Below are 12,214 nucleotides of genomic sequence, written 5' to 3' on the forward strand. Positions count from 1 at the left end.
AAGGAAGTGGCGCAGTGCCTCCTGCTGCGTCTTGCCCGGCGGCGACAATTACCGGAATAAAAATAATGAGCCTGCAAAAAACCTGGGGTAACTTTCATCTGAACGCGCTGGGGGTCATGTTGCTCTCCGTGCTGCTCGTCGGATGCGACAACAGCGTCGCGCAAAACGCCGCGCCGCCTGCGCCCGCCGTCAGCGCTGCTGACGTGGTGGTGAAATCCATTAGCCAGTGGGATAGCTTTAATGGCCGGATTGAAGCGGTGGAGAGCGTTCAGCTCCGTCCGCGCGTTTCCGGCTACATTGATAAAGTGAATTACACCGACGGCCAGGAAGTGAAGAAGGGCGAGGTGCTGTTCACGATTGATGACCGAACCTATCGCGCGGCGCTGGAACAGGCGCAGGCGAACCTGGCGAGAGCTAAAACGCAGGCCAGCCTGGCGCAAAGTGAGGCTAACCGTACCGATAAGCTGGTCAATACCAACGTTGTCTCCCGTGAAGAGTGGGAGCAGCGTCGTTCGGCCGCCACTCAGGCGCAGGCCGATATTCGCGCCGCGCAGGCGGCAGTTGACGCCGCGCAGCTCAACCTGGACTTCACCAAAGTCACCGCGCCTATCGACGGTCGCGCCAGCCGGGCGCTGATCACCAGCGGCAACCTGGTGACTGCGGGCGACACCGCCAGCGTTCTTACCACGCTGGTCTCGCAGAAGACGGTTTACGTCTACTTTGACGTGGACGAGTCGACCTACCTTCACTACCAGAATCTGGCCCGCAGCGGGCAGGGGGCGTCCAGCAATCACACGGCGCTTCCGGTTGAGATTGGCCTGACGGGCGAGGAGGGCTATCCCCACCAGGGCAAAGTGGACTTCCTTGATAATCAGCTGACGCCGAGTACCGGCACCATCCGCATGCGCGCGCTGCTGGATAACGCCCAGCGTCAGTTCACGCCGGGACTATTTGCCCGCGTCCGCCTGCCGGGCAGCGCGGAGTTCAAAGCCACGCTTATCGACGACAAAGCGGTGCTGACCGATCAGGATCGTAAGTACGTTTATATCGTCGATAAAGAGGGGAAAGCGCAGCGCCGTGACATTACGCCGGGCCGTCTGGCAGACGGTTTACGCATCGTGCGGCAGGGGCTGAATCCTGGCGATAAAGTCATCGTCGAGGGTTTACAGAAAGTGTTTATGCCGGGGATGCCGGTTAACGCGAAAACCGTTGCCATGACCGCCACCAGCGCCCTCAACTGATCCCTTGACCTGAGAATCCATCCATGGACTTTTCCCGCTTTTTCATCGACAGGCCGATCTTTGCCGCGGTACTGTCGATTCTGATTTTTATCACAGGGTTAATCGCCATCCCGCTGCTGCCGGTGAGCGAATATCCTGACGTCGTGCCGCCAAGCGTGCAGGTGCGCGCGGAGTACCCGGGCGCCAACCCTAAAGTGATTGCCGAGACGGTGGCGACGCCGCTGGAAGAGGCGATCAACGGCGTTGAGAACATGATGTACATGAAGTCCGTTGCGGGCTCCGACGGCGTGCTGGTCACCACCGTCACCTTCCGGCCGGGAACCGACCCGGATCAGGCGCAGGTGCAGGTGCAAAACCGCGTCGCGCAGGCCGAAGCGCGTCTGCCGGAAGACGTCCGGCGCCTGGGCATTACCACCCAGAAACAGTCCCCGACGCTGACGCTGGTGGTGCATCTGTTTTCGCCCAACGGCAAGTACGACTCCCTGTATATGCGTAACTACGCCACGCTGAAGGTGAAGGACGAGCTGGCGCGCCTGCCCGGCGTCGGCCAGATCCAGATTTTCGGCTCGGGTGAATACGCGATGCGCGTCTGGCTGGATCCTAACAAGGTGGCGGCCCGCGGGCTGACCGCGTCGGACGTGGTCACGGCGATGCAGGAGCAGAACGTACAGGTGTCCGCCGGGCAGCTTGGCGCCGAGCCGCTGCCGAAAGAGAGCGATTTCCTGATCTCCATTAACGCCCAGGGCCGTCTGCATACCGAAGAAGAGTTCGGCAATATTGTCCTGAAAACGACGCAGGACGGTACGGTGGTCCGCCTGCGCGACGTGGCGCGTATCGAAATGGGGTCCGGCAGCTATGCGCTGCGTTCCCAGCTGAACAATAAAGACGCGGTCGGGATTGGTATCTTCCAGTCGCCGGGGGCGAACGCCATTGATTTGTCTAACGCGGTGCGCGCGAAAATGGACGAACTGTCCACGCGCTTCCCGGCTGACATGAAGTGGGCGGCACCTTACGATCCGACCGTTTTCGTGCGCGATTCGATCCGTGCGGTGGTGCAAACGCTGCTGGAAGCGGTGGTGCTGGTGGTGCTGGTGGTGATCCTGTTCCTGCAAACCTGGCGCGCGTCGATCATTCCGCTGATCGCGGTGCCGGTTTCGGTGGTGGGTACCTTCAGCATTCTCTACCTGCTCGGCTTCTCGCTGAACACCCTGAGTTTGTTCGGGCTGGTGCTGGCCATCGGCATCGTGGTGGACGACGCCATCGTGGTGGTGGAAAACGTCGAGCGAAATATTGAAGAGGGGCTTGCTCCGCTTGCGGCGGCGCATCAGGCGATGCGCGAAGTCTCGGGGCCGATCATCGCGATTGCGCTGGTGCTGTGCGCGGTGTTTGTGCCGATGGCGTTTCTCTCGGGCGTTACCGGGCAGTTCTACAAGCAGTTTGCGGTGACGATCGCGATTTCCACGGTCATCTCCGCCATTAACTCGCTGACGCTCTCTCCGGCGCTGGCGGCACTGCTGTTAAAACCGCACGGCGCGCCGAAAGATTTCCCGACCCGGCTTATCGATCGTCTGTTCGGCTGGATTTTCCGTCCGTTTAACCGCTTTTTCCACCGCAGCTCGAACGGCTATCAGGGGCTGGTGGGCAAAACGCTGGGACGGCGCGGCTCGGTATTTGTGGTGTATCTGCTGCTGCTCTGTGCCGCTGGCGTGATGTTTAAAGCGGTGCCCGGCGGGTTTATTCCGACGCAGGATAAGCTGTACCTGATTGGCGGCGTGAAAATGCCGGAAGGTTCTTCGCTGGCGCGCACCGACGCGGTGATCCGCAAAATGAGCGAAATCGGGATGAATACCGAAGGCGTGGACTACGCGGTCGCGTTCCCGGGGCTGAACGCGCTGCAGTTCACCAATACGCCGAATACCGGGACGGTCTTCTTTGGCCTGAAGCCGTTCGACCAGCGCAAACATACTGCGGCGGAAATAAACGCGGAGATTAACGCGAAAATCGCGCAAATTCAGGAAGGCTTTGGCTTCTCCATCCTGCCTCCGCCGATTTTAGGGCTGGGTCAGGGGTCGGGCTATTCTCTGTACATTCAGGACCGAGGCGGTCTGGGGTATGGCGCACTGCAAAACGCGGTGAACACTATGTCCGGCGCGATTATGCAGACCCCGGGAATGCACTTCCCGATCTCAACCTACCAGGCTAACGTTCCGCAGCTGGACGTGCAGGTCGACCGTGACAAGGCGAAAGCGCAGGGCGTGTCGCTGACCGATCTTTTCGGTACGCTGCAAACCTATCTGGGCTCGTCGTACGTGAATGACTTCAACCAGTTCGGCCGTACCTGGCGCGTGATGGCTCAGGCCGACGGGCAGTTCCGCGACAGCGTTGAAGATATTGCGAATCTGCGCACCCGTAATAGTCAGGGCGAAATGGTGCCGATTGGCAGTATGGTGAAAATCAAGACCACCTACGGGCCGGATCCGGTGATCCGCTACAATGGCTACCCGGCGGCGGATCTGATTGGCGATGCCGACCCGCGCGTGCTCTCGTCCTCGCAGGCGATGACGCAGCTGGACGCCATGTCTAAGCAGATCCTGCCAAACGGGATGAACATTGAATGGACGGACCTGAGCTTCCAGCAGGCGACGCAGGGCAACACGGCGCTGATCGTCTTCCCGGTCGCGGTGCTGCTGGCCTTCCTGGTCCTGGCGGCGCTGTATGAAAGCTGGACGCTGCCGCTGGCGGTGATCCTCATCGTGCCGATGACCATGCTCTCCGCGCTGTTTGGCGTCTGGCTGACCGGTGGCGATAACAACGTCTTCGTGCAGGTGGGGCTGGTGGTGTTGATGGGGCTGGCGTGTAAAAACGCGATTCTTATCGTGGAGTTTGCCCGCGAGCTGGAAATTCAGGGCAAAGGCATTATGGAAGCCGCGCTGGAGGCGTGCCGCCTGCGTTTACGTCCGATTGTGATGACCTCCATCGCCTTTATTGCCGGGACTATTCCGCTGATCCTCGGCCACGGCGCGGGCGCAGAAGTGCGCGGCGTCACCGGGATCACGGTCTTCTCCGGGATGCTGGGCGTGACGCTGTTTGGTCTATTCCTGACGCCGGTGTTTTACGTGACGCTGCGTAAGTTCGTGACGCGCGGGAAAAAAGAGGAAAGGGACGTTCTGCCCGCATAGGGACGTTGCAGATAATAAAAAACCGCCTTCATTGTGAAGGCGGTTTTTTTACATCTGAATGTAGGCCGGGTTAGCGCAGCGCCACCCGGCAAGTTCGCTAAGACGTTTTTTGATACTGGGCAATAAGGTCCGGGAGCGGATCCCATCCGCTGCTATCGGCATTTTTAACCGCTTCCAGGGCGCTGGCCACGGTATGGCGGGCCAGTACCGCTAACGAAGCCTCCTCGGCTTCTTCGGATATCGATTTGAAGTACCAGCAGGCGTTAGCGCTGACCACGCAGCGGGCCGGCACGTCAGGGCGCGAGGCCCACAGCTTTTTATCTTCGATGACCGAAAGGTAAATGTCGCGCAGGGTGATCTCTTCCGGCGGGCGACCAAGATGAATTGAGCCGTTACGGCCAAGCGTTGAGACGATAATGCCGTCACGCGTCAGCGGAACCATCAATTTGCGGATGAAGCTCGGGTTCGCTTCCAGGCCGTAGGCCAGAATCGCACTCGTGGAACGTTCACCCAATTGCTCCGCCATCGCTACGCTGAGAACCATCTGCAAAGCTGTCGGGAAGCGGTAATCTAACATTTTTCTGTCCTGGGTTGCGGTGAATCTTGTTCTTTTTGGCACCGCAGAGGTGAATAAGCAATAAACAACAATATAACAAATACGGTAATTATTTTGAAGCAATCTGCGGCATTTGCGATCGAACTCCCTGTTCTGATTTAGCAAAACGTGCGGTTCGGGAAGTCAACCGTCACCATCAGGCCACCTTCAGCGGAAGTACTCAGGTTTACGCTGCTGTTATGTTGCTGCGCCACCGCTTTGACGATGGCAAGCCCCAGCCCGCTCCCGCTTTGCACCTGATTGGGGTCACGGAAAAACCGGTCGAACACGCGCTCGCGCAGTTCAACCGGAATACCGGGCCCTGCATCTGAAACGCGAAGCCGCGCGAAGCCATCTGCTATGCAGACATCGACCTGAATCCGCCCGCGCTCGGGACTGTACTTCACAGCGTTCTCAATGAGGTTATCAATAAGCGACACCAGGCGTTCCCTGACGCCGGGGATCCAGATGTCATCCTCGGCGAAGAACTCCAGCTCAATCCTGCGCGCAGACGCCAGCGGTTCCAGTTCGGCCATTCGCTCCTGGATGAGCGTCGTCAGCGGCACGGTCTCCATTTCCGTATCAATGCGTGCTTCGCTGTGCATCATCAGCAGCAGCTGGTTGACGAGACGCGCTGCCCGGCTGTTGCTGCGAATCACCCCCGCAAGCAGCTCCTGCTGACTCTCACTGATGACCCAGGACTGCAGCGCTTCCACGTTGATGCGCATCGCCGCGAGGGGCGTACGCAGCTCGTGCGCGGCATCCGCAATGAAAACCCGTTCCCTTTCCGCGCTTTCACGCACCCTGGCAAGGAAGTCATTGATCGCATCCACCATCTGGCGCAGCTCCCTGTGTCCGGGAACGGCTTTTAAAGGGGAGAGATCGTCAGGCGTGCGTAACGTAATTTCATTGACCACCTTGTTCCAGGGGCGCATCGCAATGCGGATTGACAGCCACGCGGGAAACAGAAGAAAAGGGAAGCAGACCAGCAGCGGCATGATGTAGTAGCCGCGCGAGTTCAGGTAGATAAAGAAGTTCCAGCCGCCGGCCGGGGTGAAAAGGGTAACCTCCACGTCGGAATGAGCGGATTTAAGGGTTCGGCTGGTCCAGGTACGACCATCGCTCTGAACACGCTGCATTTCCCCAAACCGGGTGTTGGTTACCCCCGTTGGCGCATCAGGCGATGAAAAAATAATCGCGTTATTTTTGCGCACGATGAAGTTGATTGACAGCGCGGGATCTTCGCCGCCGCCATAGCCCTCACGGAGCGCCTTGCTAAAGGCTTCCAGCACCGCGGTGCGATCCTGCGGGTGTTCGTCCATCCGCTCGACCAGGGTAAAAAGGGTGTCGTAGGTATGACTGCCCGTAAGGATGGGAGGGCTGCGCAGGTCCTCCCACAGAATAAAGGTTAAAAATAGACACCACAGCAGGGTAAGCAGCAGCAACTGGGCGATAATAATTCGCCGTACCAGCGTTGGGCGTCTCAGGTGGTACCAGACGTTTTGCATTACCCTGTCACCTTCTGGACTGAAACGGTATCAATGACATACCCGACGCCCCGCACCGTTCGCACATAGCCATCGCCGATTTTTCGCCGCAAATTTCCCATATGCACGTCGAGCGCATTGCTGAGGTTCTCTTTGTTGCCGAATATCCGTTCTTCCAGAAACCGTCGCGTAATCACGCGGTCAGCGCGCAGCATCAGCGTTTCCAGCAGCGCATATTCACTCGCCGTCAGGTCTACGTGGCGCGCGCTCACCGTCACGCGGCGCGTCGGAACATGAAGCGATAGGCCTCGAATTTCTATCGCCTCATTCTCGAAACCGTAGCTGCGCCGCGCCAGGGCTCTCACCCGCGCCAGCAGCTCGGCGAGAATAAATGGCTTGACGAGATAGTCGTCCGCACCGGCATCCAGCCCGCACAGCCGGTCCTGCAGCGTACCTCGCGCCGTCAGAATGATGACCGGGATCCCCTTGAGCTGCTGACGCAAACGCGCCATCAGGCTCATGCCGTCGCCGTCGGGCAGCCCCAGGTCGAGCAAAATAAGTTCCGGCACGCAGACGTCCAGCTGATGCAGCGCATCCTCTTTGCGGCGAACCCATATGACGTCAAACCCTTGATCGGAGAGGGCGATACGTACGCCGTTGCCGAGATCCAGGTCGTCTTCGATTAGTAGAATTTTCACACTGGTAACTGTATCAACCGTGAATGAAGAACTTCTTAAGAAAAAAACGGTATCAGGAAACCTGCCCGGTTTACAGCGTCTGCTCGCGCTTCAGTGTTTCTTCATGTTCGGCTCATAAGAACCTTAGGGTCGGTATTCAAAATGGGCGTTCTGGCGGTTAACCGCATGCATCGTCATCATTTGAATCCAGAAGGGCTTCTTTAATGAGAAACATCGAACTGCGTCATACGTTCCCCCATTTACTTCCGGGCCGCAGCCTGAAAAACATCGTGCCGGGCGTCGTTCTGGCGTTACTGGCTACGCCCGTACTGGCGGCAGAACAGAGCCAGGGTAACGTCTTAACCCTGGGGGGCGGCGTGGACGTCGCGTCGCGCTACTCGGGTTCTGATAAAACCCGCGTCAGTGCGGCTCAGGTGGTGGAGTACGCCATGGCAAACGGCTTTTTTATCGGCACCACGAGAGGGATCGGTTACGGCAACAACGTTGGCAACCTGGATTACAGCGCCGCGCTGAGCTATCGAGTTGGGCGTAAAGATAAAGACGTGAGCAGCGATTCGATCAGCTCCGGCAGCGACGAGCTGCGAGGAATGGGCGAGATAAAAGGCTCGGCAATCGTTGTGCCAGGGCTTGAGTACAGGGTGACCGACTGGCTTCACCTGCAGCTGCAGGCAGAGGTTCCGGTTTCTGAGAGGGACAACGGTGAAGCGGTTCATTTCGGCATTTCCAGCCCGTTCTATACCTCACCCAAAAATGAGGTGACGCTGGCGCTGATCGGCAGCTGGGGATCCGACAAGTACATGCAGACCTACTACGGGGTCAGCGCCGCTCAGTCGAGCGCATCGGGCTTTGCCCGACATGACGCCGGGGCCGGTATTTATGCCTGGACGATGAATCTTGACTGGACCCACAGGCTCACCTCGCGCTGGAGCGTCCTTGCCTCAGCGGGCGTTACGCAGCTGACGGGGGATGCGGGTGATAGCCCCATTGTGCAACGCAAAACATCGCCCACGGGGAGTTTGAAGGTGACGTACAGTTTTTGATGTTGGCTGCGGTGGCTTAACGTTTTGAGTAGGCACTTGCGGTAATTAAAGCCGCTCCGGTTGAGATGGCGGGGCGGTTCCCTTTGCAGACAATTACAGCACTGCACACGAGGTTGACGGATTTATCTAAAGCTCCATTGTGCCGTAATGACAAACACGGAAGGTATGATAATGCCCACATCCATTCCAAAATAAGACGTAAAATTATACTGGAGCCCATGATATATATAGGGCGAAAATCCTATCCCTGTTGCTTTTTTAAAATCATGGTATGAACCATGGTCACCACAATCATCGAAAGTATCAAAGAAAAATTCACCTACATATCCATAGATTCCTTTAAAAACCCAACCGTTATCCCATCCAGCCCAGTCTCTTCTTACGCCGGCAGCGAGGCATCTGTCATTAAAGCTGTTTTTCATTGTCCCTAGCACAAGACTGTATTTCGACGTATCCGAGAATTTCCTCTCCACGGATATGAACTTATTTTCAAAGTTCTCCGTGTATTGTCCTCGATTATGCGTCAGATGATAAACGTATGAGCCGGTGTTTATTGAATACAGATTTATTTCATCTGCAGAGCAATGCAACGTGAAAAGATAAAAACTTCCGCACGACAGCCATGTGGGGCATCTTTTCCGATCTGTCTGCTTATGTGGAATATTATCCATATTCGCTCACTTTGGCTAACGTACTGAAATTATAAGGACTGTTTTCGGTCTTCAGCTGGATAAATTTTAGCATACATACCAAAACTCGAGATATTCACGTCACGGATTGGGGGCTGAAATTACGATAGGACATGTTCTGCGAACCCTTACCCCACGCGCTTACAGGAGTGAAAATCAGCCTTTTACCGCCGCTAAAATCATAACCTCAGAGGTATAATCGCTATTCAGAAAACGGCAAAGAGGATATGACAAGATGCTGACTTATATCACTATAGGTACAAAGGATCTTCAGCGCGCCGCGACGTTTTATGACGCGATTTTTAACGTGCTTGGCTATTCACGTTTGCCTGCCTGGACCGAGGACTGGGCAATGTGGGGAGATGAAAATAATCCAGATGAAGGGTTTAGCTTCTGCATTTGTCCTCCGTTTGACCGGCAACCCGCAACGGCGGGAAACGGGACAATGTTCGCATTCCGTGCAGCTAACGCGGAGCTTGTCAGACGTTTCCATGCAGCAGGCCTTCTTGCGGGAGGGAAGAGTGAAGGCATGCCAGGGACACGAACCGCGTACGGCCCTGATTTTTATGTTGCCTATCTGCGCGATCCTGACGGGCATAAGCTGGCATGCGTTTGTCAGCATTATTCTCCTGAAGCAGATACGTTCCCAGACGAAGAATAGTCACAAGCGGTCGTTTTTGAACTATGTTTAACACCAGTCAGAATAATAAATAGTTGAACTGTTATTAGATTCTGAACAGTGGCGCCTTAATCCGGAGCATTTGAAAGCCAGAACCTCACTGAGAAGTGTGCCAGTATGACGTGGCTAATATCCCTATCCGGAGAACAATGTGTTCGGAAAACAATTGCTAAACTTCATGCCAGGTTTACAAACTTTGTTAGCCTACGATAAAAGCTGGCTAAAACATGATATTAAAGCCGGGTTATCCGTTGCGGCTGTCGCACTACCCGTGGCTATTGCTTATGCTGAATTGGCGGGTGTTGGGGCAATAGTGGGGCTCTATTCCTGCGTTTTACCGATGATAGCGTATGCACTCTTTGGTTCTTCACGTCAGCTTATTGTGGGCCCTGATGCCACGACCTGCGCGGTGATTGCGGCCGTCGTGTTTCCGCTTTCTGCAGGTAATTCCGAACTGCACTGGCAGCTGACCATTATCATGACGTTGATGATGGGCGGGTGGTGCCTGCTTGCCAGTAAATTTCGTCTGGGCGCACTTGCCGATTTACTTTCTCATCCCATCCTTACGGGTTTGCTTAATGGCGTTGCCGTAACGATTATTGTCGGGCAATTAGGCAAGGTGTTGGGGATAAAACTCGACGAAGCGCAGGTTATTGAGAAAATAATGGCCTTGCCAGGCCGTCTTTCAGAAAGCCATTTATTAACCGTTGGCATATCGCTTTTAACGTTAATTATTTTAATGGCGATCAAAACGTATCGCAGCCACTGGCCAGCACCGTTGATTGCCATTGTGATGACAACGCTACTGGTATGGGCGACATCTGCGCAACAGTACGGTATTGCCACTATTGGGGGTGAAGGCTTCCAGCCTGGTTTACCCGTCGTTGACTGGGGCGCGTTCCAGCCCGGTCCGATGCGTGATTTAGTGATCCCGGCACTGAACCTGGCGTTGGTCAGTTTTGTCAGCCTGATGCTGACCGCCCGCAGTTTCGCCGCGAAAAATGGCTATGAAATTAATGCTGATGCAGAGTTCAGAGCGCTGGGTATTGCGAACATTATGTCTGGGTTATGTCAGGGGTTTGCTATCAGTGGAGCCGATTCCCGGACAGCGGTTAATGATTCAGTGGGTGGGAAAAGCCAGCTTGTTTCCATCGTCGCAGCCTTACTCATCGGTATCGTGGTGGTGTTTTTCACTCAGCCATTACAATTTATTCCGGTATCTGCATTAGGTATTGTTTTGATGTACGCATCCTGGTCATTAATTGATCTGCGCGGGTTATGGAATCTGAGGCGAAGAAATAAACAGGCATTTCGCCTGGCCTTCTTCACGTTTGGCTGTGTGTTAATTATCGGCGTCATCCAGGGGATCGGCCTTGCGGTGTTGCTTGGCCTGTTACAGTTCCTGCGTACGGTGTTTCGTCCCTCCGAGCACTTACTGGGAACCGACGAAGATGGAATGATTCACTCGTTAGGGAATACAACCGATATTAAAATGGTCCCGGGCGTGCTGATGTATCGATTTAACTCACCGTTGACCTATTTTAACGTGGCTTATTTTAAACGTCGTGTATTGAACCTGGTTGATGGTGCAGCAGTACAGCCTAAATGGGTGGTCATTGATGCCGTTGCATGCTTCACCTATTCAGATATCAGCGTTCTGGCAACCATAAATGAGTTAAAGCGCGATCTGAAAGGTCGAGAGATTACGTTAATCCTTGCGGGCAGAAAAACGGAATTAACGCGCTGGTTTAAAGATAGCCGGCCAACGATGAATGATGATGACATGATTCTGGCGCCAGACCTCTATCTGGCACTTCGGTTCATTCAAAGCAAAGAGAGTGCGAGTGAATCAGGTGGCGAGGTATAAGCTAAAGGCTTGCCCGCCAACCGCGAGCAAGCCACACCCTTAGCGATACAGCGTTTTTTCCGCAACCGGAATAAGCAGCCCGGATCGCCAGTCCGCGAGCGTCAGCTGCGCAAGCCTGCCCAGCGCGGCATAAAACGGATGCCCGGCGTTGTCGACAAACACCGACAGGAAGCGGGTGCTCCACGGCAGCAGGTGCCACGCCAGAAGCTGATTGCACTCCGGCTCGCGGTCATTCTCGGCCAGCCACGCCGCCAGCAGCAGCAACGTACCGAAATGATCTTCCGGCTCATTCTGCTGCATCTCAAACGCGATATTGTTCTCCCGCATCCACTGGCGCAGCGCGAGGGTCGAGTCGCCAAACAATACGGATTCACGGTCCAGCCAGACGGAACCCCACGGCGGAGCGGGCAGGGCATACGGACCAATAAACAGCCGTTGCCAGGCGTCCGCCAGCGGTTCATCGGAAGATGAGGCAAACGTATCGGCAACGGGCTGCAGCGTTTCCGAAGGCAGGGGCCAGTCCTGAACCCATTCGCCAGCGGTGAGCGCTTTCACCAGCGGCGCGGCCTGCTCGCTGTCGGGAGCGAAATAAAACAGCGCGCCCAGCACCCGGGCGCTGAACGCGAACGATTCACGATGTGAGACGTCTTTCATTAAACTTTCCTTGCTCGCGCGGATGACGCCCGCGCGACTGTGTTAACCGATAATACTGACCACAGAATAAACCAGGGTCTCGCGT

The 12,214-nt window shown here is 55.8% G+C and carries 10 protein-coding genes; 5 read left to right on the plus strand and 5 right to left on the minus strand.

The features are described from left to right. The first annotated feature begins 65 nt into the window (after nucleotides 1-65). Nucleotides 66-1,241, plus strand: coding sequence for an efflux RND transporter periplasmic adaptor subunit (locus NWV12_RS10150; RefSeq protein ID WP_023335530.1), 1,176 nt, complete (start codon nucleotides 66-68; stop codon nucleotides 1,239-1,241). Between the two features lie 23 nt (nucleotides 1,242-1,264). Further along, nucleotides 1,265-4,420 carry a multidrug efflux RND transporter permease subunit OqxB gene (gene oqxB, locus NWV12_RS10155; protein ID WP_048980498.1) on the plus strand — a complete coding sequence of 1,052 codons (3,156 nt, stop codon included), beginning with the start codon at nucleotides 1,265-1,267 and terminating at the stop codon, nucleotides 4,418-4,420. A gap of 97 nt (nucleotides 4,421-4,517) precedes the next feature. Here the strand turns inward: oqxB and NWV12_RS10160 are convergent, their stop codons facing one another. From NWV12_RS10160 to NWV12_RS10170, 3 genes are all read right to left on the minus strand, one after another. Continuing rightward, nucleotides 4,518-4,997 carry an Rrf2 family transcriptional regulator gene (locus NWV12_RS10160; RefSeq protein ID WP_029739386.1) on the minus strand — a complete coding sequence of 160 codons (480 nt, stop codon included), beginning with the start codon at nucleotides 4,995-4,997 and terminating at the stop codon, nucleotides 4,518-4,520. Between the two features lie 137 nt (nucleotides 4,998-5,134). Next, complete coding sequence (locus NWV12_RS10165; protein ID WP_048980501.1) at nucleotides 5,135-6,523, minus strand: HAMP domain-containing sensor histidine kinase; 1,389 nt, start codon at nucleotides 6,521-6,523, stop codon at nucleotides 5,135-5,137. Then, nucleotides 6,523-7,200 carry a response regulator transcription factor gene (locus tag NWV12_RS10170; protein ID WP_048980503.1) on the minus strand — a complete coding sequence of 226 codons (678 nt, stop codon included), beginning with the start codon at nucleotides 7,198-7,200 and terminating at the stop codon, nucleotides 6,523-6,525. Before NWV12_RS10170 ends, NWV12_RS10165 begins: the two co-directional genes overlap by 1 nt. A gap of 203 nt (nucleotides 7,201-7,403) precedes the next feature. Between NWV12_RS10170 and NWV12_RS10175 the strand changes: the two genes are divergently transcribed. Beyond that, nucleotides 7,404-8,240, plus strand: a complete 837-nt coding sequence (locus NWV12_RS10175) for a MipA/OmpV family protein (RefSeq protein ID WP_048980504.1) — start codon at nucleotides 7,404-7,406, stop codon at nucleotides 8,238-8,240. A gap of 122 nt (nucleotides 8,241-8,362) precedes the next feature. Here NWV12_RS10175 and NWV12_RS10180 read toward each other — a convergent pair whose 3' ends face one another. Then, nucleotides 8,363-8,911: a hypothetical protein gene (locus tag NWV12_RS10180; protein ID WP_232056992.1), complete on the minus strand. Its 549-nt coding sequence runs from the start codon at nucleotides 8,909-8,911 to the stop codon at nucleotides 8,363-8,365. Between the two features lie 253 nt (nucleotides 8,912-9,164). On the opposite strand from NWV12_RS10180, the gene NWV12_RS10185 reads away from it, so the two are divergent. Together NWV12_RS10185 and NWV12_RS10190 are read left to right on the plus strand one after the other, a co-directional pair. After that, on the plus strand, nucleotides 9,165-9,590 hold the full coding sequence (locus NWV12_RS10185; RefSeq protein WP_048980506.1) for a VOC family protein: 426 nt from the start codon (nucleotides 9,165-9,167) through the stop codon (nucleotides 9,588-9,590). A gap of 169 nt (nucleotides 9,591-9,759) precedes the next feature. Beyond that, nucleotides 9,760-11,475 carry a SulP family inorganic anion transporter gene (locus NWV12_RS10190; protein WP_048980507.1) on the plus strand — a complete coding sequence of 572 codons (1,716 nt, stop codon included), beginning with the start codon at nucleotides 9,760-9,762 and terminating at the stop codon, nucleotides 11,473-11,475. A 39-nt stretch (nucleotides 11,476-11,514) separates the two neighbouring features. Here the strand turns inward: NWV12_RS10190 and dmsD are convergent, their stop codons facing one another. Continuing rightward, entirely contained in the window at nucleotides 11,515-12,129 is a 615-nt protein-coding gene (gene dmsD, locus NWV12_RS10195; RefSeq protein ID WP_048980509.1) for a Tat proofreading chaperone DmsD, read from the minus strand. Nucleotides 12,130-12,214 lie beyond the last annotated feature (85 nt).

The organism is Enterobacter sp. Crenshaw (assembly GCF_024734705.1).
Lineage (GTDB): Bacteria > Pseudomonadota > Gammaproteobacteria > Enterobacterales > Enterobacteriaceae > Enterobacter > Enterobacter asburiae_B.

What these genes read in the sequence shown, in the direction of transcription:
- NWV12_RS10165 (WP_048980501.1), bottom strand. Translation starts at nt 6,523, where the DNA reads ATGCAAAACGTCTGGTACCACCTGAGACGCCCAACGCTGGTACGGCGA.
- NWV12_RS10160 (WP_029739386.1), bottom strand. Translation starts at nt 4,997, where the DNA reads ATGTTAGATTACCGCTTCCCGACAGCTTTGCAGATGGTTCTCAGCGTA.
- NWV12_RS10185 (WP_048980506.1), top strand. Translation starts at nt 9,165, where the DNA reads ATGCTGACTTATATCACTATAGGTACAAAGGATCTTCAGCGCGCCGCG.
- oqxB (WP_048980498.1), top strand. Translation starts at nt 1,265, where the DNA reads ATGGACTTTTCCCGCTTTTTCATCGACAGGCCGATCTTTGCCGCGGTA.
- NWV12_RS10150 (WP_023335530.1), top strand. Translation starts at nt 66, where the DNA reads ATGAGCCTGCAAAAAACCTGGGGTAACTTTCATCTGAACGCGCTGGGG.
- dmsD (WP_048980509.1), bottom strand. Translation starts at nt 12,129, where the DNA reads ATGAAAGACGTCTCACATCGTGAATCGTTCGCGTTCAGCGCCCGGGTG.
- NWV12_RS10175 (WP_048980504.1), top strand. Translation starts at nt 7,404, where the DNA reads ATGAGAAACATCGAACTGCGTCATACGTTCCCCCATTTACTTCCGGGC.
- NWV12_RS10180 (WP_232056992.1), bottom strand. Translation starts at nt 8,911, where the DNA reads ATGGATAATATTCCACATAAGCAGACAGATCGGAAAAGATGCCCCACA.